Below are 20498 nucleotides of genomic sequence, written 5' to 3'. Positions count from 1 at the left end.
CTGTGACAGTCAATCGCCCGAGCCGGAATTGCCCAATTCATTCAATACTTCAGCGGCAAGCGAACGGGTAATGCCCGTGCCTCTGGAAAGCGCCAGCCGATCGAGCCTTTCGACAATCGTCTGGGCGGCGTTGAGCGACCGCTCCATGCGATTGACGATATAAAGGACGAGTTTGTCATCTATATAAAGCTGCCGGTCGGCAAAGAGCTTGACGATGACCTGCGACAGCAGTTCCTCATCCGGCTCGCCGATCTCCACGACGGTCGCGGCCTTCAGGCGGGAACGCAGATCAGGCAGCGTGACCGGCCAGGACATGGGCCAGAGGCGGCTGGTCATCAAAAGGCTCGTGCCGTTTTCCCGCACGCTGTTGATGACGTGAAAGAGCTTGACGTCATCAAAGCCCACGCGGTCGGCATCCTCAAAAAGCACGGGGCCATTGACGGCCGTGATCGCGGCATCGGAATCAACGTTGGGGTGGATGATCTTCGCTCCGCTCAGTTCCTTCCAGATGCCGGCGAGATGCGATTTGCCGGAACCGACCGGACCGGCAAGGATGACGACCGGTGACGGCCAGTTCGGCCAGGCATCGACGATCGAAACCGCCGCGGCGAGACGCTCCGAGACAAGGAGGTCGTCGCGCCCGGCAGCGGCGTCGTGCGAAAAGGCCAAGGGAAGCTGCTCTCCGGCCTTGCGCTTCGGATCAGCGTTCTTCACGTCATTCATCGGAAACAGATTTCGTCTTCCGGGCCCGGCCGCCCGGCGACCCGCCATAGTAGAGATCGCTTTGAAGGTAGCGCGAAAGCGCAAAGCGGACAAGGACGCCGACGGCGGCAGCGGCCGGCACCGCGACCAGCAGGCCGACGAAACCGAACAGTGCACCGAAGGCAAAGAGCGCAAACATCAGCCAGACGGGATGCAGGCCGACACTGGAGCCGACGAGCTTCGGCTGCAGGATATTGCCTTCCAGGAACTGGCCGGAGAAGAAGACCGCCAGGACGGCGATAATCCAGATATAATCGGGCCAGAACTGGACGATCGCCACGCCAATGGCAATGACGAGGCCAACCAGCGACCCGACATAGGGAATGAAGCTGATCATGCCGGCGAAAAGCCCGATGAGCAGGCCGAAGTTCAGGCCGACGATCGAGAGGCCCAGGGCGTAGTAGATGCCCAGGATGAGGCAGAGCGAGCCCTGCCCGCGGATGAAGCCGGCAATCGCCTGATCCACTTCCGTTGCAATCTGGCGCACGTCGCTCACATAGTCGCGCGGCACCCACTGATCGACCTTGGCGATCATGCGATCCCAATCAAGGAGAATGTAGAAGGCGACGACCGGCGTGACGACGAGAAGCGAGATGACATCGACGATCGCCTTGCCGGAATTCCAGATCTGCGCGAAGAGACCCGTCAGAAAGCCCATGCCTTCCGAAAGGATACCGGATAGATTGTCCTTGATGGTCCCGAGCTGGCTTCTGATCCAGCCAGGCAGCACGGAATCCTGATAGTTGGCGATGAATTGCTGCAGCTGGCTGATATAGCCCGGCACGCGCTGGGCAAAATCGTTGAACTGGTTGATGAGGACGGGGATCAGGATCACCAGTGCCAGCGCGAAGACGATGACGAAGGCCACTAGAATAACAATGGTCGCCATCAGGCGGCTCAAGCCCAGCCGCTCCAGCCTGTCTGCGACAGGATCGAGGAAATAGGCGATCGACATGCCGGCAATGAAGGGCAACAGGATCGAACTGAAAATATAGAGGAAGGCGATGAAGATGAGCAGAACCGCCACCCAGAAGATGATCTGGCGCTTCAGTATCGTTCCGCTGACTTGTTGTGGCATCGCTTCCCCGCTGATTGCACGCCCCGCCCGCACCGCTTTCCAACGGCCCCAGCCGTTTGAGCACATAGGATGGAGGCGCAAAGATGGTCAACCCTGTTGCACCAAATCCGGAAAGCGCACAGGGATTAGCTGGAAAATGGGGGCTTTTCCCTTGCAACGCTTGCATAAAGCGCACTCTCATGCAATTGCGACCGGCATGTGACGCGGTCCCCTGTCCGCAGCTTTAAATCCTCCGGAGATCACCATGAGCCAGTCTGGAAAAAACGGTCTGACCTATAGCGATGCAGGCGTCGACATCGATGCCGGCAACCTGATGGTGGAGAAGATCAAGCCGGCCGTGCGTTCCACGCGCCGTCCGGGCGCCGACGGCGAGATCGGCGGCTTCGGCGGCCTGTTCGACCTCAAGGCCGCAGGTTTCACCGATCCGGTCCTGGTTGCCGCCAATGACGGCGTCGGCACCAAGCTGAAGATCGCGATCGACGCGGACTATCACGAGACCGTCGGCATCGACCTCGTCGCCATGTGCGTCAACGATCTCGTCGTCCAGGGTGCCGAGCCCCTCTTCTTTCTCGACTATTTCGCGACCGGCAAGCTCGACCCCGACCAGGGCGCGGCAATTGTGGGCGGCATTGCTGCCGGCTGCCGCGAGGCTGGCTGCGCGCTGATCGGCGGCGAAACGGCCGAAATGCCGGGCATGTATTCCTCGGGCGATTATGATCTGGCCGGTTTTGCCGTCGGCGCCGCCGAACGCGGCAAGCTGCTGCCGGCTGGCGATATTGCCGAAGGCGACGTCATTCTTGGCCTCTCCTCATCAGGCGTCCATTCCAACGGCTTCTCGCTGGTGCGCAAGATCGTTTCGCTTTCCGGCCTCGACTGGGATGCGCCTGCACCCTTTGCCGAGGGCAAGAAGCTCGGCGAGGCGCTGCTGACCCCAACCCGCATCTATGTGAAGCCGCTCCTGAAAGCGATCCGCGAGACGGGCGCGCTGAAGGCGCTCGCGCATATTACCGGCGGTGGTTTCCCTGAAAATATTCCGCGCGTGCTGCCGAAGCATCTCGCTGCCGAAATCGACCTCGCCGCCGTCAAGGTGCCCCCGGTCTTCTCGTGGCTTGCCAAGACGGGTGGCGTCGAAGCCAAGGAAATGCTGCGCACCTTCAATTGCGGCATCGGCATGATCGTCGTCGTTGCACAGGAGAATGTTGCCGCCGTTTCCAAGGTGCTCGAAGCCGAAGGCGAGAAGGTGATCACGCTCGGCCGTATGGTCGCCAGGGCGGAAGGCGAAGCCGGCACGATCTACAAGGGTACGCTCGCCCTATGAGCTCACCGCGCAAACGCATCGTCGTCTTTATTTCCGGCGGCGGCTCCAACATGATGGCCTTGGTGCAGGCGGCAAAATCGACTGACTATCCGGCAGAGATCGTCGGCGTGATCTCCGACAAGGCCGATGCCGGCGGGCTTGCCAAGGCGGCCGCCGAGGGCATTGCGACCTTTGCCTTCGTGCGCAAGGACTATGCGAGCAAGGACGCGCACGAGGCGGCGATCCTTGCCGCACTTGACGAGCTTTCGCCTGACATCATCTGCCTTGCCGGCTATATGCGGTTGCTTTCGGGCGCGTTCATCCAGCGCCATGAGGGCCGGATCATCAATATTCATCCTTCTCTTCTGCCGCTCTTTCCGGGACTGCATACGCATCAGCGGGCGATTGATGCCGGCATGCGCATTGCCGGCTGCACGGTGCATTTCGTTACCGAAGGCATGGATGAGGGGCCGGTCATCGGCCAGGCCGCCGTGCCTGTGCTTGCGGGCGACACTGCCGAAGCGTTAGCCGGACGCGTGCTGACCATCGAGCACCAGCTTTACCCGCAGGCTCTCCGTCTCTTTGCGGAGGGCAAGGTGAAGATGGAAGGCGGGAAAGCGGTTGGGGCAACAGCTTCCGCCACCGCTCCGAAATCCCAGCTTATTTCGTTGATCGGCGACTGAAGCAATTCCCGCAAAAGTGCCGAGAGGTCTTGCGTCCTCGGGCATTCCGAGGTCCGGCGAAAAATGGGAATACCTGCCTTCAGGCGGCAAGAGCCTGAGGCGGGTGCAAGGCGGCTGGCAATCCTGCCGCTATCCATAAAGCCAGCAGGACTGGCGGCGTTCGACGTGGCCATCGCCACGGACGCGAAGACGACCTTCCACCATTTTTGACAGCGTGACCGTTCTCGACCCGCCGACCTTGCCCACCACTTCGTTGGACAAGACGTTGGAAAATGGTCGCATGCCTCGCTCGCTCATCAATGGTCACCAATGCGGCCCGGCATTTGCCGAGGCATCAGCAGGCCCGAATCGTCACGTTGACTAGTCATAATCTTACTAGTAATACTATGACTATGACATCGATCAAACGCTCTCCAATCGCCCTCGCCGTCCTTGCAATGCTCATGGAAGAGCCGCTGCATCCTTATCGAATGCAGCAACTCATCAAGGAGCGCGGTAAGGACGAGGTGATCAACGTCACGCAGAGGGCGAGCCTTTATCAGACGATCCAGCGGCTTGAGCGCGAAGCCTTGATCACCCCACGCAAAACAATCCGGGATGACAAGCGTCCCGAGCGGACGGTGTACGAGATAACCAGGAAAGGCCGCGACGTCGCGGTGGACTGGATGCGGGCGATCTTGTCGACCCCGACGCGAGAATATCCGGAATTCCCTGCAGCCATATCATTTCTTCCGCTGCTTTCGCCTGACGATGTGGCAAGCCAGCTTGAGCTCAGAGCAAAAGCCATTGAGGCGGAGCTTCGTCGGATCGACGAAACTCTGCACGAAGCGCAGGCCGTTCCAAGGCTCTTCCTGCTCGAGATGGAATATCTCCGAGCGCTTCACGCAACCGAATTGTCCTGGGTCACCAGCGTTGTCGCGGACCTGCGCGCCCAGCGCATTACCTGGACGGAAGAGTGGCTGAGGCAGATCGCCACCCAATTCACCATCGACCCCAAACTCGACCAGGACTAGGACCATGAAGGTTTTGATTATCGGCGCCGGGACTGGCGGTCTGGCACTCGCTCATCTGCTCAAGGGGGCCGGCATCAGCGTTGCGGTGTACGAGCGCGACCGCGCGCCGAACGCGGACACCGGCGGATATCGCGTCGGCATCAGCCCGGCTGGAAGCCGCGCGCTGAAAGCCTGTGTCCCCGACGAACTCTACGACCTCTATGTCGCCACCTGCGCCAGGTCGCCGCGCTATTTCAACATGCTGACCGAACATTTCGGCGAAGTGCTGAGCTTCGATATCGAAGATGCAGGCCCGAATGCTCTGGATGGCGAACGGAACGTCATTCGAAAGACGCTGCGACGGGTTCTGCTCAGGGGACTTGAAGCAGAGGTATTCTTCGGGAAGACGTTTCAAGCTTACACAAATAATGCCGACGGATCGGTTACCGCTCGTTTTCAGGATGGAAGCCTCGCGACAGGTGATGTCCTTGTGGGCGCGGACGGCACGAGTTCGACTCTGCGCAAGCAACGTCTGCCGGAAGCGCGCCTCGAAGACACGGGGATCGTCTCGCTCGGGGGCAAAATTCCTATGACAGCCGAAACGAAGGCTCTGCTGTCGGACAAAATGTTCAAGGGCATGTCGCTGATTATGGCGCCGATGGGCTTTGGCGCCATCATTCATTCGCTCGAGTTCGCCCACAGCAGAAGCGACCCTGATTTTGCTGCCCGTTGGCCGGATTTCGTCGAGGCGCTCGACGAGGATAGTATCGGCTGGGGCTTATGGGGCGCTCGGCAGAACTTTCCGCAGGTTCCGGCCGGCCTGAGCGGCGAACAATTGCGCGAGCTCGGCCTGGAGATCGCCAGGGACTGGCATCCGCACCTGCAGGCGCTTATCCGCATGACGGAACCAGCGACGATCCACGATGTCATGATGAGGACTTCCGTACCACCGACGCCCTGGACGAGCTCGAATGTCACTCTGCTCGGCGACGCCGTGCATACGATGACACCGGGACGTGGAGCAGGTGCCAATACGGCGCTTCGCGATGCCGCTCTGCTCGGACGCATGCTGGTCGAAGCGGACCAGGGCCGACAGCCCCTCCTCGAAGCCATACGAGCCTACGAAATCGAGATGCTTCGCTACAGTAAGGAAGCAGTCCAGGAATCGAAAAAGCAGATGGATGCCCGCGATCTGGCCCATCGGCCGATTGTCGGCAGGCTTCAGCTCGGCGTCACACGCGGCGTCATGCGCACCATAAACGCGATACCTGCGCTAAGGCGGCGCGCCTTTCGGCAAATGATGCGCGTACGCGGGGAAAACTGACCTCGCCGCGGATTATCTTGATCCCGCCCCGGGCAAAATCGACGGATCGGATATCGATCAGCTTGCCCGCTACCGAACTTCGCCCTTGTTCAACAATACCCATTGCAGCAGCGTGATCGTCTTGAGATCGATGATCTCTCCCCTTTCGACCATCGCAAGAGCTTCCGGCAGCGGAATTTCCAGTACCTCGATGTCCTCGTGCTCTTCCTCGAGACCACCGCCGTCGGATGTGCGATCGTCGATATCGATCGTCGCGGCAAAGAAATGCACGACTTCGGTAATGGAGCCTGGCGCCGGATAGGACTTGAAGAGGAAGCGGACATCGCGGACCGTATATCCCGTTTCCTCCATCGCTTCGCGGCGGATCGCGGCCTCGGGTTCATCGCCGTCCAGCAGGCCGGCAGGCACTTCGATCATCCAGGCGGGATCGCCGTTTACATAGGCCGGCAGGCGGAACTGCTTCACCAGCACGACGACATCGCGCTTCGGGTCGTAAAGCAGGATACAGGCGGCAGGCGTGCGGTGATAGACCTCGCGCGGCAGGCGATGGGTCACGCCATTTCGATCGGTATAATCGATCCGATAACCGGTCAGCTTCGTCCAGCCGTCGGACAGGATTTCCTTGCCGACGATTTCCACTTTTGCCTTAGATTGCGTCATATGACGTCCTTGCGAAGCCAGACCTTGTTGTCATGGACGGCAGCGCCGCCATAGGGCGCCACGGGATCGGCGCCGGTGAGAACGTTGATGCCTTCGCCATCGACATGCGCCTTGTTGGGCCAGAGGCCCTCGGCGATCAAAACGCCCGGCTTGACCTCGGTCGTTACGCGGGCGTGAATGCGCAGGTCACCGCGCATATTGCCAATGCGGACGAGGTCACCATTGCCGACATCGTTCGCTTCGGCATCGACAGGGTTGATCATCACTTCCGGGCGGCCTTCCTTCTGGCGCGAGGTCTTGGTTTCCGAGAAGCTCGAATTCAGGAAATTGCGCGCCGGCGATGTCGCCAGGCGGAAGGGATGTTCGGCGTCAGCAAGCTCGATGACGTCGACCTGATCCGGGAACGGCGGCAGTTCGGCATAGGGGCCGAGCGTGCCGACGGAAGCGGGCGGCTTGTTCGGTGAGGCGCCGTTCACCCAGTCCGGGCGGAAGTGGAACTTGCCGTCGGCATGGGCGAAACCATTGAGATAGTGTGCGTCCTCGAAAGCCGGCTGGCGGTCGAACCATTTGTGCTCGAGGAAATGGTCGTAGTCCGGCAGGTTGCTGGCGGCCAGAACGCGATCGACCATTTCGCGGGCGGTGAAGCCGAAGCCGGGGCGATCGGCGACGCCAAGGCGTTTTGCCAGTTCCTCGATGACGAAGAGATTGGTGCGCACTGTCGGTGGCGGCTCGACGAGCTTGGGCCCAAGCAGAATGTGGTTCTGGCCGCCGGCGCGATAGATATCGTCGTGCTCGACGAACATGGTGGCAGGAATGACGATATCGGCCATTTCGGCCGTCTCGGTCATGAACTGCTCATGCACGGCAACGAAGAGATCGTCGCGCGCAAAGCCTTGTTTCACCAGCCGCTGTTCCGGGGCGATATTCACCGGATTGGTGTTCTGGATCAGCATGGCCGTAACAGGGCCGCGATCGCGCAACGCCACGGCATCGCCGGTCAGCGCCCGGCCGATCTGTGACTGGTCGATCATGCGGATGTCGGCATCCTTCATCGACTTGCCGGTCAGTTCCGTATTGTTCATGCGAAAGATATCGCTGTTGGAATGGAAGGCGCCGCCGCCCTCATATTGCCAGGAGCCGAGCACGGTGGCGATCGAGGCTGCCGCGTGCATGGCGACCGCACCATTACGCTGGCGCGTGAAGCCATAGCCGAGGCGGAAGAAGGTCTTCCTCGTGGTGCCGACGAGCTTGGCGAAGGCTTCGATCTCATCGACCGAAAGACCGGTTATTGCGGCCGCCCATCCCGGCGTCTTTGTCTTCAGATGCGCTTCGAGACCCGAGGGATCGTCGGCATATCCAGCCATGTAGTCGCGGTCGGCATAACCGTCGCGGAAGGCGATGTGCATGACGGCGCAGGCAAGGGCCGCATCGGTGCCCGGCTTGACGATGAGCGCCATATCAGCCTGCTTCATCGTCGGATTGTCGTAGATGTCGATGACGACGATCTTCGCGCCGCGCTCCTTGCGCGACTTGATCGCGTGGGTCATCACATTGACCTGGGTGGCAACGGCATTGGTGCCCCAGATGACGACGCAATCGGTGCGCGCCATCTCGCGCGGATCGGGGCCGCGCAGCATGCCGGTCGCCATGGTAAAGCCGGTCCAGGCGGGATTGGTGCAGATCGAGGAGAAGAAGCCGGAATAACGCTTGGCATGGCGCAGACGCTCGATCGAGTCGCGCTGCACCCAACCCATGGTGCCGGCGTAGAAATAAGGCCAGATGGCCTCACTGCCATCCTTGACCTCGGCCTTCACGAAGGCTTCGGCAATCTCGTCCAGCGCATCGTCCCAGGAAATCTGCTGCCACTGCCCTGCCCCCTTGGCGCCGGTGCGGCGCAGCGGGTGCATGAGACGGTCCGGATGATAGAGCCGCTCGGCATAACGGGCGACTTTGGCGCAGATGACGCCCGACGTGTAGGAATGATCGTTCGCGCCCCGGACACGACCGATACGGCCGTCTTCCGTCAGATCCACTTCCAGTGCGCAGGTGGAGGGACAGTCATGCGGACAGGCCGTATGGCCGATCCGGGATTTGGCATGGATGGGGGTCGCAATGTTCATGCGATTTCTATATGCCAAGGCTCGACCGCCCAAAAGGCACAAAAACTCCCAATGATCCGAATTCATAACAGGCATCAGCGAAAATGAACTATCGCCACATCTATCATGCAGGCAATTTCGCCGATGTCCTGAAGCATGCGGTGCTGGCTCGGCTCGTCCGCTACATGCAGAAGAAGGATGCGGGTTTCCGCGTACTCGACACGCATGCCGGCATCGGCCTCTACGATCTTTCCTCCGAGGAAGCGCAGAAGACCGGGGAATGGCAAGATGGTATCGGCAAACTGCTCGAGACCGATCTCGGACCACAGGTCTCCGAATTGCTGGAGCCCTATCTCACCGCCATCCGCGAGCTGAACCCGCAGGGCGGCCTGCGCTTCTATCCCGGCTCGCCCAAACTGGCCCGCATGCTCTTCCGCCCGCAGGACCGGCTTTCGGCAATGGAACTGCACCCTGAGGATTTTGTTCGCCTGCATCGCGTCTTCGAAGGCGACCATCATGCGCGCATCACCGAGCTCGACGGCTGGCTGGCGCTCGGCGCGCATCTGCCGCCCAAGGAAAAGCGCGGCATCGTGCTCGTCGATCCGCCCTTCGAGGAAGACGGCGAATATGAGCGCCTGGTGGATGGTCTTGCCAAGGCCTACCGGCGTTTTCCGGGTGGCACCTATTGCCTCTGGTATCCGCTGAAGAAGGGCGCACCGATCAAGGAATTTCACGAAGCGCTGCAGGCGACCGAAATCCCGAAAATGCTCTGCGCCGAGCTTGCAGTGCGCAGCGACCGCGAGACGACGGGGCTGACGGGCTCCGGCCTCGTCATCGTCAATCCGCCCTTCACGCTGAAGGACGAGCTGCACCAATTGCTACCGGCGCTGAAGGACCATCTGGCGCAGGACCGTTTCGCCTCGCAAAGAGCTTTCTGGCTCCGCGGCGAGACCAAGCTCGCCAAGGCCGATTGACCGACTCTCGTCGCTCGGGAATAGTCCGGCGCCATCAGCATATCCAAAAGGTGCCTCATGAAGCTTCTCTGCTCCCCGACCTCCCCTTTCTCCAGCAAGGTGCGCATGGCTTCGCGCCATCTCGGCCTGGAGACTACGGAAATCCGGGTCGATACGAATGCGGGACCGGCGATCCTCGTGGACAACAACCCGCTCGGCAAGATCCCGACGCTGCTGACGGATGACGGCGTTTCCATCTTCGACAGCATCGCCATCATGCATTATTTCGACCGGCTCAAGAAGGGGGCGCTCTATCCTTCCAAAAAGGGCAAGCGCACGGATGCCGAAGTGCTGGAAGCGCTCTGCGACGGCGTCTGTGACTGCCTGCTGGCGATCGTCTACGAACGCCGCTTCCGCGACGAAGAAAAGATGCATCAGCCCTGGATCGACCGGCAGTGGAAGAAGGTCGAGACCGCGCTGAACTATCTGGCCGCCAATACGCCGAAGCTCGGCAAGAAGATGCATGGCGGGCATTTCGCGCTCGCCGCTACGATCGGCTACCTCGACCTGCGCTTCAAGGGCCAGTGGGAAGAAGACCATGCCGAGCTGATCGGCTGGCTGCGGGAATTCGAAAAGAAATTCGACGGCTACGAGCAATTGAAGCCGCAGACCTGAGATTTGTAAGGCCTATGGGGTGAGGCACTAGAATCCGAGGTTGACGCAGACAACAAAAAAGCCGGGCACGAAGCCCGGCTTTTTCATATTCGATGCAATCGGGATCAGAACTTGACGCCGATACCGACCTTGACGCTGTTTTCGTCGAAGCCGCGCGAAACGCTGCCGGAGTCGAGATTGTAGTCCTTGTCCTGGTAGTCAGTGTAGCGGTATTCGAGACGCGTCGTGATGTTGTTGGTCACGAAGGCTTCGACACCGGCACCGACCGTATAGCCGTAGGCGGTCTTGCTGTCGGAAGACGTACCGTCTGAAACCTTGGTGTTGGCAAGCGCCAGACCTGCCGTACCATAAAGCAGGAAGGGGTTCAGGTCGTAACCGACGCGGCCGCGGACGGAGCCATTCCAGCCGGTCTTGTTCTTGATGCCGTCCTGAGTGACGTCCGCATCGCCGTAACCGAGATCGGCTTCAGCACCGTAAACGATCTGGCCCTGCTGGAAGTTGTAACCGGTGAAGAGCTGGCCGCCCCAATCGTAGGTGTCACGGTCGTGACCGAAGCTGCCCATGTTGTAGGTCGCTGCGCCACCGAGGTAGAAGCCCTGCCAATTGTTGACCGGAGCCGGGGTCTCCTCAGCAACCGGGGCCTGCGGAACCTGATCCACGGCATCAGCTGCGTGGGCTACCGAGAAACCGCCAACGGCGAGAGCGGAAGCCATGAGGCCAGCAAAGAGTATACGCATACTTGTCTCCTTTCAGTCCCGCGCGCCCGTCAACTCAAATTCGGCGAAGCATTCACGGGGGATTACTAAATGTCCCTTCCGGTTCGAGAGTGAAATTGGAGTGCAAATGCGGATTTGAAAGAGCCAAATTGTGATATCATTGTGGCCTCGCGGCGGCAGAAATTCGATGTTGCTTGGCTGCAACATACCGTTTATTAAGGATAATAATCGGTTAAACTTACAATACTCATTTTAATAAATCGATCCCGCAAATAATACATAGAATATCCGGCCGGCAGAGGCAATGCTTTCGGCCTATTTATATAACCTAGGCCTGCCCTTATATAGTCAGCAAACGGACTCGCAGGATCAGAAGGCAGCATCTTGACCCAGAAAAGACTTCGCGCGGCGCTTGTGACGGGTGCCGCCAAAAGAATAGGCCGGGCGATTGCCGAAGACCTTGTTGCTGATGGATTTTCGGTCGCAATCCATGCCAACGGCTCGCTCGCCGAAGCCGAGAACTTTGCGGCGGAATTGCGGCAGAAGGGCCATCAGGCGGTTGCGATCAAGGCAGATCTTGCCAATATTGACGAGACTGGGGAGCTTGTCGGAAAGGCGTGCGAGGCGCTCGGGCCGCTCGATCTTCTCGTTAATAATGCATCGATTTTCCTCGAGGATTCGCTCCGCAAATTCGACGCACGAGTATGGGACGAGCATTTTGCCGTCCATGTTCGCGCGCCTTCGATACTGGCCGCTAAATTCGCCGAACAGCTGCCGGAAACGGCCGAGGGGCTGATCGTCAACATTATCGACCAGCGCGTCTGGGCACTGCGGCCGAGCTTCTACTCCTATACTCTGTCGAAATCGGCACTGTGGACGGCGACCCAGACGATGGCGCAGGCGCTGGCGCCACGCATCCGCGTCAACGCAATCGGTCCCGGTCCATCGATGCCGAGCGAGCGGCAATTGCAGGAAGACTTCCAAGCACAGGTTTCAGCCCTTATCTTGAAGCGGGGACCTGAGCTCAAGGAATTCGGCCGAACGATTCGTTTTCTGTTCGAGACCCCTTCGATCACGGGTCAGATGATTGCACTCGACGGCGGCCAGCATCTCGCATGGCAAACGCCTGATGTGCTGGAGATCAAGGAATGAATGCCAAGAAGCTGCCGGATGGCGGTGTTCTTTACGACGAGACCGATGATAACGACGACGATATCATCGAGGTAGAAGGCGATGCCTCTGCCTCGCCGATTTCGGCGTCGGTCGACTGGAATGCCGGCAGCATCAACGAAACCGGCCTGCTCGGCGCCGATTTGATCGCCGAATTCGTCAAGCGCCTGCCAAACAGCCCCGGCGTCTACCGCATGTTCAACGAGGCGGGCGATGTGCTCTATGTGGGCAAGGCTCGCAGCCTGAAGAAGCGCGTCGGCAACTATGCGATGGGTCGCGTGCACTCCAACCGCATAGCCCAGATGGTGCGCCAGACCGCCAACATGGAATTCGTCACGACGCGGACGGAGACCGAGGCGCTGCTGCTCGAAGCGAATCTGATCAAACGCTTGCGGCCGCGCTTTAACGTGCTGCTGCGCGACGACAAGTCGTTTCCCTATATCCTGATAACAGGCGATCACCGCGCCCCCGCCATCTTCAAGCATCGCGGTGCGCGTGCCCGGAAGGGGGACTATTTCGGTCCCTTCGCCTCAGCCGGTGCCGTTGGCCGCACGATCAATTCGCTGCAACGCGCCTTCCTGATCCGCACCTGTACCGACAGCGTCTTCGAGACACGCACCCGGCCCTGCCTGCTCTACCAGATCAAGCGCTGTTCCGGGCCGTGTACGCATGAGGTCAGCGACGAGGGTTATGCGGAGCTGGTGCAGGAGGCCAAGGACTTCCTCTCTGGCAAGAGCCAGAGGGTGAAGGAGCACATGGCGGAGGCTATGAACGCCGCCGCCGAAGATCTGGATTTCGAGCGCGCTGCGATCTACCGCGACCGCCTCGCGGCGCTCTCGCATGTCCAGAGCCACCAGGGCATCAATCCGGCCGGCGTCGAAGAGGCTGATGTTTTCGCCATCCATCACGAAGGCGGGATTTCCTGCATCCAGGTGTTCTTCTTCCGCACGGGACAGAACTGGGGCAACCGCGCCTATTTCCCGAAGGCCGATCCGCAACTGTCAGGCGCCGAGGTGCTGAACGCCTTCCTCGCGCAGTTCTACGACGACAAGCCGGTGCCGCGGCAAATCATGCTGTCGGAGACGGTGGAAGAACTGGAACTGCTGGCGGCCGCACTCGGTGAAAAAGCCGGACATAAGGTTTCGATCCTTGTCCCGCAGCGCGGCGAGAAGCGCGATCTCGTCGAGCATGTTATCGCCAATGCCCGCGAGGCGCATGGGCGCAAGCTTGCTGAAACCGCCTCGCAATCCCGGCTGCTGGAAGGTTTCAAGGACACGTTCGGCCTGCCCTATGTGCCGCAGCGCGTCGAGATCTACGACAACTCGCATATCATGGGCACGAATGCAGTCGGCGGCATGGTGGTCGCCGGGCCGGAAGGTTTCGTGAAGAACCAGTATCGCAAATTCAACATCAAATCGACCGAGATCACCCCCGGCGACGACTTCGGCATGATGCGCGAGGTGATGACGCGGCGCTTCTCGCGCCTGCTGAAGGAAGAGGGCATTCCGGACAGGAGCGCGCAGGTCTCAGCCGCAGATGCGGCCGACATGCCCTTCCCCGCCTGGCCGGACGTGATCCTCATCGACGGCGGCCAGGGACAGATGACCGCAGTACGTGCCATCCTGGAAGAACTCGGCATAACCGACAGCGTGATTGCCATCGGCGTCGCCAAGGGCGTGGACCGCGAGGCCGGCCGTGAGCGTTTCTTTGCACCCGGCAAGGGAAGTTTCACGCTGCCGCCGCGCGATCCTGTTCTCTATTTCATCCAGCGCATGCGCGACGAGGCGCACCGTTTCGCGATCGGCTCGCATCGGGCCCGGCGCAAGAAGGAGATGGTCAAGAATCCGCTCGACGAGATCGGCGGCATCGGGCCTTCGCGCAAGCGGGCCCTGTTGCAGCACTTCGGCACGGCGAAAGCCGTGTCGCGAGCCGCGCTCTCCGATCTCATGGCGGTGGAAGGGATTTCGGAGGCCGTCGCAAAGCAGGTCTATAATCATTTTCACGACGACGCCGCGAAATAAGCGGCGCCGGTCGCAAATTCCACGCAAAGGCAGCGAAAAAACAGAAAGAATGTTGACGGTCGAAGGGCAAAGCCGTCATCTACCGCCGCAATATCAAAGAGAACCGCTTCATGGCATCGCGTGCGTATAATATCCCCAATCTCCTGACCTACGGCCGCATCCTGGCGGTGCCGCTGATCGTCGTCTGCTTCTTCATCGAGGGACGGCTCAGCAGCAGCGATACCGCGCGCTGGGTGGCGCTCTGGATTTTCGTCATCGCCTCGATCACCGATTTCCTCGACGGCTATCTCGCGCGAATCTGGAACCAGACCTCGAATATCGGCCGCATGCTGGACCCGATTGCCGACAAACTGCTGGTTTCCGCCATCCTGCTTCTGGTTGCCGCCGACGGCACGATCGCCGGCTGGTCGCTTTGGGCCGCGATCATCATTCTCTGCCGCGAGATCCTGGTTTCGGGCCTGCGCGAATATCTGGCCGCGCTGAAGGTCAGCGTCCCTGTGACGCGCATTGCCAAGTGGAAGACGACGCTGCAGCTCGTCGCCATCGCCTTCCTGCTCGCGGGCCCGGCGGGCGATACCATTTTCCCCTACACGACCTGGACGGGGATCGCACTCCTCTGGATCGCAGCACTTCTGACGATCTATACCGGCTATGATTATTTCCGCGCCGGCCTGAAACATGTGGTGGATGACGAAGAATGACACGGCTTGTCTATTTCGCCTGGGTACGCGAACGCATCGGCAAGGGTGAGGAGGAGATCGACCTCCCCTCCTCCGTCGTCAGCGTTGCCGATCTTCTGAATCATTTGAAGGGCCTGGGCGAGGAATATGAGATGGCCCTTCAATATCCCGACGTCATCCGGGTCGCGATCGACCAGGAACATGTGGAGCATGACGAGCCGATCGGCGGAGCGCGGGAGATCGGTATTTTCCCGCCGATGACAGGCGGCTGAGGAACGACGGTTCTTCGGGCTGAGGAGTCTCCTGTGAGCATCACCCCTACCATTCGCGTCCAGCGCGAGGATTTTGATCTGCAGGCGGAAGTCGACCGGCTTTCCAAAGGCAAGCCCGGCATCGGCGCGGTCGTAACCTTCTCCGGTCTTTGCCGCGATGAAGGCGGCACGCTCTCGGCGCTGGAACTCGAACATTATCCCGGCATGGCCGAAGCGGAGATGAGCCGTATCGGCGAGCTCGCCATCGAGCGTTTCGGGCTCAACGGCCTGACCGCCATCCATCGCTTCGGAAAGATTGCGGCCGGCGAGAATATCGTGCTGGTCGTCGCAGCGGCGCCGCACCGGCAGGCCGCCTTCGACGGCGCGAACTTCGTCATGGATTTCCTGAAGACCTCCGCCCCTTTCTGGAAGAAAGAACACGGCAAGGACGGCGACACCGGCGACTGGATCGCGGCGAAAGATGCCGACAACACCGCGCGCGATCGCTGGAAATAGTCAAAGCACGACGCGCTCGCGGCGGCTCAATACCAGCAGGAATACCAAGAGCGAGAATATGGCGAGATCGCGCCAGATGAAGGAGCCGTAGGCGCCCCAGAGTGTCTCGACGAGTGCGAGGCCGGCCGCGCCGCCCGCCGAGCGCAGCGGATCGGAATAGCCACCGACAGCAGCGATCAGCAACACCTTGAGGCCGAACATCAGCCCAGCGCCGAAATCCATCGATCCGTAATAGAAGGTCGCAAGGATGCCGCAGCAGGTGGCGACGAGCGCTGCGGCCCCATAGGACACAAGGAAGACACGGCTGGCGCTGGTACCGCAGAGTTCGGCGGCAAGCGGATCATCTATGACGGCGCGCCACAGGCGGCCCCAGGCGGTGCGCTTCAGGATTGCCGCCCCGATCGCAATGATTGCGCACATCAAGGCCGTATCCAGAAGCTGGATATAGGTGAGCGTCACCTTGAAGGTGCCGTCGCTCCAGAAGGTCACGTTGTCGTTCAGGAGCGGCGGAAGCCAGATGGCGCGGGTATTGGCGGCAAGGCGCGCCGTCTCCATCAGCACGATCATCATTCCGAGCGCTGCGACGATGACCGTGTTCGGCGATTTGCTGACGAGCGGCTGCATGACGAAACGGCCGATCCACACCCCAGCCCCCACTGAATAGACCAGCGAGGCACAGACGCCGACCGCGATCGCCGCCGGCAGCACCAGCCAGAGGCGATTATAGGCCATGTCCGTGAAGAGCAGCAGCATCTGACCGGCAAAGGCGATAATAGCCCCATAGGTGATGTCGGCGCGTTTGGTGACCCCAAAGGCGATCGAATAGCCGAATGCAAGCGTGGCGTAGAGCGCTGCGAGCGGCACCGCATTTGCCAGTTGCTGCAGAAGATAGGCCATTCAGACACTCCAGATCGCCTTAAAATAATAACTGGCAAAATGTGTTTTACCAGTTATATTTTTCTCATGACCTTCTCCTGGACCCCTCACCGTTTTTCCGGCGGCGCATTGGCGCTTGATGTCGCCAACAGCGTCATCCTTCGTCACGATACGGCGCGCAGCATCGACCGCTTCGAGGCCGAAGGGCAGATGGAGCGCTTCCCAGCGGCAGCGCGAGCGTTCTGTGCCGAACGGGTACTTTTCGGCGACATAGCGCCCGTTCGAGCGCAGAATAGAGCGAACTTCATCGAGCTGCGCGAAGCGACGGACCGATACTTCCGACAGCGCGTGCTCGAGGGGAACGACGACCGGCTGCTCGCCGAATTGCTGGAGACTTTGGCGCGCACCCTGCGCGGGGCATCGGAAAAGGGGCTCGATACGGCAATGGCCCATTCAGTCTTGCGGCTGATCGCCATGCCAGATCCGGAGCGGATGAAGATCTGCGGCAATTGCGGCTGGCTGTTCATCGACCGCAGCAAGAATAAAAGCCGGGCCTGGTGCGACATGGCCGTCTGCGGCAACCGCGCCAAGGCGATCAGGCATTACCGGAGGAAAAAGAAGGAGGAGACGCCATGAAGCGGCGTTTAGTCATTACGACACTTGCAGCAGCGGGGATCATGCTTGCCGCCTGCCAGCGCCAGGCCGAAACCATGCTGGAAGTGACGGGTCATCTGTTCGTGTTCAACTATCGAAACGCCAGCGCCACCTATCTGCTGACAATGAAGAAGACGGCGCCCATTCCCGACGGCTCGACCATCGTTGCCGAATTCGAGAACCCTCAAGGGGGCACGCCGCTTGTGTTGAACCAGAAGGTCTTCCCAATGGACGACAAGATTTCGGTCCAGAGCGAAAACCTGCACTGCGTGGTCAAGGACCGGCCCTATTCGGTGACCGTCAAGCTGGTCGACAAGGATGGCAAGCTTCTGCAGGAGGTGAAGGCGCAGTTCAAATCCGATCTCGACCAGACGGTGCTGCCGAGCAAGCTGCTGGTGGTCGGGGCCGGCTACGAGAAGAACCCGGAGGTCTTCAAACCGGACGGAACGACGGATTTTTCGAATACGGACAAGTGTCCGGCTTAACAAAAAAGCCGGGACGAACCCGGCTTTTCTCAGTCAATTCAATGCATTCCCGAGGAATGCTCCGTAGCTCAATCAGCCGACGATCTCGGTGTCGGAAAACCAGTACTTGATTTCCTGGGCTGCGGTTTCCGGAGCGTCCGAACCGTGGACCGAGTTTTCGCCGATCGAGAGAGCGTGAACCTTGCGGATCGTGCCTTCGGCAGCGTTTGCCGGGTTGGTTGCGCCCATGATTTCGCGGTTCTTCAGGATGGCGCCTTCGCCTTCCAGAACCTGAACGATGGTCGGGCCGGAGGTCATGCCGTCGACGAGTTCGCCGAAGAACGGACGTTCCTTGTGAACAGCGTAGAAGCCTTCAGCTTCGCGCTTGCTCATCCAGACGCGCTTGGAGGCGACGACGCGCAGGCCGGCATCTTCGAGCATCTTGGTGATAGCGCCCGTCAGGTTGCGCTTCGTTGCGTCCGGCTTGATCATCGAGAAGGTGCGTTCAATCGCCATTATCAGGTCCTCATACTCGTAAGGGAAAAGTGGGCGGTCTTTACCCGCCTCACCGCCTGAAAACAAGGGGTCTATGGCAATTTCACGCCGCTGTCACAGTCCGGCCCCGGCTTTCGTGAAGATCGAGGCAGCGCTCGAACCATGCCATAACGGGGTCATCCGGAGCCAGCATGGCAAGGCCGGCGGCGATGCGCAGCCATTGCAGCGCGCCGAAGACGATATAGTCGGCAAAGAGCGGACTCTCGCCGCCGATGAACGGCTGGAAGCGCAGCATATGTCGCATCGGCTCCAGCTTGGCGGCAAAGGCCTCCCTCTCCGCCTCGCGTCCGGCGGCGAAATCCTCCAGCGGCTTGCCGAGACGGCTTTCGCGGCTGGCGCGGAAATAGGCCTTGTCGCCCTCATCGAGAATGGAATGAATATCGAGGAGCGCGATCCGCATGATCGCCGGATGGATGATCATCTGCGAATAACCCTCGACCAAACGCGACAGGGCCTTGCCGCCCTCGCCACCAAATAGCGACGGACGGTCCGGATAGGCCTCTTCCAGGTAAAGGGCGATATCGAAACTGTCCGATATCAGCCGGCCGTTATCGTCCAGAACCGGCACGGTCTTGGAAAAGCCGCCGCCGATCCCAGCAATGCGGCTGTAGGTCGTCGGCACCTCCTCGAAGCCGAGCCCCTTATGGGCAAGCGCCATCACCGCCTTCCAGCAATGCGGCGAGAAGAAATGACGTTCGTCGGCGCCGCACAGGGAATAGAGAGCTCTGGTCATATCAGTCCTTTCGATATCGCAGCGGGTTCATTCCACGCCAGAAAGCCGGCGCGATCAAATCAGGAATTTTCATGGCGCCATCACGGCCGCTGCTGATACGGACAGGGCCATTCCCGATCGGGACGCAGCAAGGGTGCATTAACCGGTTTTTCTGCTTCCCTCCCGACGAACCTTGAAAATTCAATGTCTCTTAAAAGCTTGCCCTCATAGCGGAAGCAGATGAGCCGGTGGCCCAAGCGAACCGATGGCAATGAGGGGATCGTCATGCCGACTGCCGCAAATGCATTGAATGCGCGCGAGGCTGCCCGGCCGACGCCGGCCGCCGATATACAGAAGGTCGCTCAGCACATGATGCGGCTCAACGTGGCGGGGCTGCCGCGCAATTACGAATTGTTCCACGAAGCGCTTGTCGGCCTGAATGCCGGGCTGGCGCAGGATATCGCAGCCCTCGGTTCACACCCGCAGCAGGAAGCACTGGACGAACTCGGCCTGCGCTACCGGCTCGTCGGCCATTACGGGCTGGCGGGCGACCGCTCGCGCAACGAGGCGAGCCGCATGCTGAAGGAAACGGCCGAGCGGCTGGCCGAGGGGCGCCTGCATCACCAGGCCTTCGCACGCGCCTGCGAGACCATCCTCAAATCCGTCTCGGGCCAGCAGGAGCACCAGAGCCTTGCCGACTTCATGGCCGAGGTCGAGTATCTCGCCGCCTCGCTTTCAGCCGTGCTTGCCGCGGAGCGCGCGATCGGCACGAAGCTGGAAGAGGACATTGAACGGCTGACGGCGTTGGAGCGCGGCATTTCGGCCGTGCAGGCGGCAACTGTCACCGACAAGATCACCGGCCTGCCGAACCGTATCGGCCTCAATCGCGCACTCGACGACCTCTATGGTCAGGAAGAGGGTGCGGCCGGCAGCGCGCTGATCATGATCGACATCGACGACTTCAAGGAGCTTACCGCCCGTTACGGCATGCAGACCGGCAACAAGCTTTTGAAAAAGCTCGCCGGTCTCTTCCGCAAGACGGTGAAGAAGAACGATTTCATTGCGCGCCTGGAGGCTGACGAATTCGCCTTCCTCTTTGCCAATGTCGGCATGCAGGATGCGCTGGCTATCGCCGAACGGCTGCGCAGTTCGGTCGAAGACAATCTTGTCTTCGCGGCGTCGGACACTTCAGATGCGAGCGGTTTGACGATTTCGGTCGGCGTGGCGCTCAGCGGCGATGCCGCAACGCCCGGCCAGCTTCAAGCCAACGCCCGCGTGGCGCTGCTCGCCGCCCAGTCCAATCCGCGTCAGCCGGTGCAGGCCTTCGGCCGGTAAGGCGTTCGACCAGACGCCATTCATG

The 20498-nt window shown here is 60.4% G+C and carries 22 protein-coding genes; 14 read left to right on the top strand and 8 right to left on the bottom strand.

Translation table 11 applies throughout. From position 1 onward, the window contains the following. Positions 1-9: 9 nt before the first annotated feature. Both hdaA and FHX06_RS26630 read right to left on the bottom strand, forming a co-directional pair. Positions 10-723, bottom strand: coding sequence for a DnaA regulatory inactivator HdaA (hdaA, locus tag FHX06_RS26635; protein ID WP_183881406.1), 714 nt, complete (start codon positions 721-723; stop codon positions 10-12). Next, positions 716-1840 (bottom strand): AI-2E family transporter, encoded by a 1125-nt coding sequence (locus FHX06_RS26630; protein ID WP_113146175.1) that lies wholly within the window; start codon positions 1838-1840, stop codon positions 716-718. The genes hdaA and FHX06_RS26630 overlap by 8 nt, the downstream gene beginning before the upstream one ends. 244 nt (positions 1841-2084) lie before the next feature. On the opposite strand from FHX06_RS26630, the gene purM reads away from it, so the two are divergent. The 4 genes from purM to FHX06_RS26610 all read left to right on the top strand — a co-directional run bounded on the left by purM (position 2085) and on the right by FHX06_RS26610 (position 6136). Then, on the top strand, positions 2085-3158 hold the full coding sequence (gene purM / locus FHX06_RS26625) for a phosphoribosylformylglycinamidine cyclo-ligase (RefSeq protein WP_113212462.1): 1074 nt from the start codon (positions 2085-2087) through the stop codon (positions 3156-3158). Continuing rightward, positions 3155-3820: a phosphoribosylglycinamide formyltransferase gene (gene purN / locus FHX06_RS26620; protein WP_112968014.1), complete on the top strand. Its 666-nt coding sequence runs from the start codon at positions 3155-3157 to the stop codon at positions 3818-3820. Before purM ends, purN begins: the two co-directional genes overlap by 4 nt. A gap of 392 nt (positions 3821-4212) precedes the next feature. Continuing rightward, positions 4213-4833 carry a PadR family transcriptional regulator gene (locus FHX06_RS26615; protein WP_183881475.1) on the top strand — a complete coding sequence of 207 codons (621 nt, stop codon included), beginning with the start codon at positions 4213-4215 and terminating at the stop codon, positions 4831-4833. 4 nt (positions 4834-4837) lie between these two features. After that, positions 4838-6136, top strand: a complete 1299-nt coding sequence (locus FHX06_RS26610; RefSeq protein ID WP_113212461.1) for an FAD-dependent oxidoreductase — start codon at positions 4838-4840, stop codon at positions 6134-6136. A 69-nt stretch (positions 6137-6205) separates the two neighbouring features. Here the strand turns inward: FHX06_RS26610 and FHX06_RS26605 are convergent, their stop codons facing one another. Both FHX06_RS26605 and FHX06_RS26600 read right to left on the bottom strand, forming a co-directional pair. Beyond that, positions 6206-6796 carry an NUDIX domain-containing protein gene (locus tag FHX06_RS26605; protein ID WP_112544690.1) on the bottom strand — a complete coding sequence of 197 codons (591 nt, stop codon included), beginning with the start codon at positions 6794-6796 and terminating at the stop codon, positions 6206-6208. Beyond that, entirely contained in the window at positions 6793-8982 is a 2190-nt protein-coding gene (locus FHX06_RS26600) for a molybdopterin oxidoreductase family protein (protein ID WP_183881404.1), read from the bottom strand. The genes FHX06_RS26605 and FHX06_RS26600 overlap by 4 nt, the downstream gene beginning before the upstream one ends. A 17-nt stretch (positions 8983-8999) precedes the next feature. Between FHX06_RS26600 and FHX06_RS26595 the strand changes: the two genes are divergently transcribed. Together FHX06_RS26595 and FHX06_RS26590 are read left to right on the top strand one after the other, a co-directional pair. Beyond that, complete coding sequence (locus tag FHX06_RS26595) at positions 9000-9869, top strand: 23S rRNA (adenine(2030)-N(6))-methyltransferase RlmJ (RefSeq protein ID WP_112544692.1); 870 nt, start codon at positions 9000-9002, stop codon at positions 9867-9869. Positions 9870-9926: 57 nt separating this feature from the next. Further along, positions 9927-10523: a glutathione S-transferase gene (locus FHX06_RS26590; RefSeq protein ID WP_112968009.1), complete on the top strand. Its 597-nt coding sequence runs from the start codon at positions 9927-9929 to the stop codon at positions 10521-10523. A 104-nt stretch (positions 10524-10627) separates the two neighbouring features. Here the strand turns inward: FHX06_RS26590 and FHX06_RS26585 are convergent, their stop codons facing one another. Next, positions 10628-11260, bottom strand: a complete 633-nt coding sequence (locus tag FHX06_RS26585; RefSeq protein WP_112968008.1) for an outer membrane protein — start codon at positions 11258-11260, stop codon at positions 10628-10630. 363 nt (positions 11261-11623) lie between these two features. On the opposite strand from FHX06_RS26585, the gene FHX06_RS26580 reads away from it, so the two are divergent. From FHX06_RS26580 to FHX06_RS26560, 5 genes are all read left to right on the top strand, one after another. Further along, positions 11624-12391 (top strand): SDR family oxidoreductase, encoded by a 768-nt coding sequence (locus FHX06_RS26580; protein ID WP_113146170.1) that lies wholly within the window; start codon positions 11624-11626, stop codon positions 12389-12391. Then, on the top strand, positions 12388-14430 hold the full coding sequence (gene uvrC, locus FHX06_RS26575; RefSeq protein WP_183881402.1) for an excinuclease ABC subunit UvrC: 2043 nt from the start codon (positions 12388-12390) through the stop codon (positions 14428-14430). Before FHX06_RS26580 ends, uvrC begins: the two co-directional genes overlap by 4 nt. 110 nt (positions 14431-14540) lie before the next feature. Continuing rightward, on the top strand, positions 14541-15131 hold the full coding sequence (pgsA, locus tag FHX06_RS26570; protein ID WP_112544696.1) for a CDP-diacylglycerol--glycerol-3-phosphate 3-phosphatidyltransferase: 591 nt from the start codon (positions 14541-14543) through the stop codon (positions 15129-15131). After that, positions 15128-15382, top strand: a complete 255-nt coding sequence (gene moaD / locus FHX06_RS26565) for a molybdopterin converting factor subunit 1 (protein ID WP_113212457.1) — start codon at positions 15128-15130, stop codon at positions 15380-15382. Before pgsA ends, moaD begins: the two co-directional genes overlap by 4 nt. A 33-nt stretch (positions 15383-15415) precedes the next feature. Continuing rightward, the gene (locus FHX06_RS26560) at positions 15416-15877 is read left to right on the top strand and encodes a molybdenum cofactor biosynthesis protein MoaE (protein ID WP_112544698.1); all 462 of its coding nucleotides are present in this window, start codon (positions 15416-15418) and stop codon (positions 15875-15877) included. Here FHX06_RS26560 and FHX06_RS26555 read toward each other — a convergent pair whose 3' ends face one another. After that, positions 15878-16774 (bottom strand): branched-chain amino acid ABC transporter permease, encoded by an 897-nt coding sequence (locus FHX06_RS26555; RefSeq protein WP_112544699.1) that lies wholly within the window; start codon positions 16772-16774, stop codon positions 15878-15880. Positions 16775-16840: 66 nt separating this feature from the next. Here FHX06_RS26555 and FHX06_RS26550 point away from each other — a divergent pair, with 66 nt between their 5' ends. Next, on the top strand, positions 16841-17389 hold the full coding sequence (locus FHX06_RS26550) for a CGNR zinc finger domain-containing protein (protein WP_113013953.1): 549 nt from the start codon (positions 16841-16843) through the stop codon (positions 17387-17389). Further along, positions 17386-17892 carry a hypothetical protein gene (locus tag FHX06_RS26545; RefSeq protein ID WP_183881400.1) on the top strand — a complete coding sequence of 169 codons (507 nt, stop codon included), beginning with the start codon at positions 17386-17388 and terminating at the stop codon, positions 17890-17892. The genes FHX06_RS26550 and FHX06_RS26545 overlap by 4 nt, the downstream gene beginning before the upstream one ends. A 72-nt stretch (positions 17893-17964) precedes the next feature. Here FHX06_RS26545 and ndk read toward each other — a convergent pair whose 3' ends face one another. Further along, the gene (gene ndk / locus FHX06_RS26540; protein ID WP_018115524.1) at positions 17965-18387 is read right to left on the bottom strand and encodes a nucleoside-diphosphate kinase; all 423 of its coding nucleotides are present in this window, start codon (positions 18385-18387) and stop codon (positions 17965-17967) included. Positions 18388-18469: 82 nt separating this feature from the next. Next, a complete protein-coding gene (locus FHX06_RS26535) occupies positions 18470-19159 on the bottom strand; it encodes a glutathione S-transferase family protein (RefSeq protein WP_113013950.1) in 690 nt (229 codons plus the stop codon). Positions 19160-19423: 264 nt separating this feature from the next. Here FHX06_RS26535 and FHX06_RS26530 point away from each other — a divergent pair, with 264 nt between their 5' ends. After that, positions 19424-20473 (top strand): sensor domain-containing diguanylate cyclase, encoded by a 1050-nt coding sequence (locus tag FHX06_RS26530; RefSeq protein WP_113212530.1) that lies wholly within the window; start codon positions 19424-19426, stop codon positions 20471-20473. Positions 20474-20498 lie beyond the last annotated feature (25 nt).

Origin of the sequence: Rhizobium sp. BK512 (assembly GCF_014194915.1) — a bacterium.
In the GTDB taxonomy this organism is placed as follows: Bacteria; Pseudomonadota; Alphaproteobacteria; order Rhizobiales; family Rhizobiaceae; genus Rhizobium.
This window is presented reverse-complemented; position numbering and strand designations above follow the sequence as displayed.

Excerpts from the sequence above, each read along its gene's own strand:
- FHX06_RS26630 (WP_113146175.1), bottom strand. The coding sequence starts at position 1,840 with ATGCCACAACAAGTCAGCGGAACGATACTGAAGCGCCAGATCATCTTC.
- FHX06_RS26550 (WP_113013953.1), top strand. The coding sequence starts at position 16,841 with ATGACCTTCTCCTGGACCCCTCACCGTTTTTCCGGCGGCGCATTGGCG.
- FHX06_RS26530 (WP_113212530.1), top strand. The coding sequence starts at position 19,424 with ATGCCGACTGCCGCAAATGCATTGAATGCGCGCGAGGCTGCCCGGCCG.
- purN (WP_112968014.1), top strand. The coding sequence starts at position 3,155 with ATGAGCTCACCGCGCAAACGCATCGTCGTCTTTATTTCCGGCGGCGGC.
- FHX06_RS26555 (WP_112544699.1), bottom strand. The coding sequence starts at position 16,774 with ATGGCCTATCTTCTGCAGCAACTGGCAAATGCGGTGCCGCTCGCAGCG.
- FHX06_RS26615 (WP_183881475.1), top strand. The coding sequence starts at position 4,213 with ATGACATCGATCAAACGCTCTCCAATCGCCCTCGCCGTCCTTGCAATG.
- FHX06_RS26605 (WP_112544690.1), bottom strand. The coding sequence starts at position 6,796 with ATGACGCAATCTAAGGCAAAAGTGGAAATCGTCGGCAAGGAAATCCTG.
- FHX06_RS26600 (WP_183881404.1), bottom strand. The coding sequence starts at position 8,982 with ATGAATTCGGATCATTGGGAGTTTTTGTGCCTTTTGGGCGGTCGAGCC.
- FHX06_RS26535 (WP_113013950.1), bottom strand. The coding sequence starts at position 19,159 with ATGACCAGAGCTCTCTATTCCCTGTGCGGCGCCGACGAACGTCATTTC.
- FHX06_RS26590 (WP_112968009.1), top strand. The coding sequence starts at position 9,927 with ATGAAGCTTCTCTGCTCCCCGACCTCCCCTTTCTCCAGCAAGGTGCGC.
- moaD (WP_113212457.1), top strand. The coding sequence starts at position 15,128 with ATGACACGGCTTGTCTATTTCGCCTGGGTACGCGAACGCATCGGCAAG.
- pgsA (WP_112544696.1), top strand. The coding sequence starts at position 14,541 with ATGGCATCGCGTGCGTATAATATCCCCAATCTCCTGACCTACGGCCGC.
- FHX06_RS26545 (WP_183881400.1), top strand. The coding sequence starts at position 17,386 with ATGAAGCGGCGTTTAGTCATTACGACACTTGCAGCAGCGGGGATCATG.
- uvrC (WP_183881402.1), top strand. The coding sequence starts at position 12,388 with ATGAATGCCAAGAAGCTGCCGGATGGCGGTGTTCTTTACGACGAGACC.
- ndk (WP_018115524.1), bottom strand. The coding sequence starts at position 18,387 with ATGGCGATTGAACGCACCTTCTCGATGATCAAGCCGGACGCAACGAAG.
- hdaA (WP_183881406.1), bottom strand. The coding sequence starts at position 723 with ATGAATGACGTGAAGAACGCTGATCCGAAGCGCAAGGCCGGAGAGCAG.
- FHX06_RS26585 (WP_112968008.1), bottom strand. The coding sequence starts at position 11,260 with ATGCGTATACTCTTTGCTGGCCTCATGGCTTCCGCTCTCGCCGTTGGC.
- FHX06_RS26595 (WP_112544692.1), top strand. The coding sequence starts at position 9,000 with ATGAACTATCGCCACATCTATCATGCAGGCAATTTCGCCGATGTCCTG.
- FHX06_RS26610 (WP_113212461.1), top strand. The coding sequence starts at position 4,838 with ATGAAGGTTTTGATTATCGGCGCCGGGACTGGCGGTCTGGCACTCGCT.
- purM (WP_113212462.1), top strand. The coding sequence starts at position 2,085 with ATGAGCCAGTCTGGAAAAAACGGTCTGACCTATAGCGATGCAGGCGTC.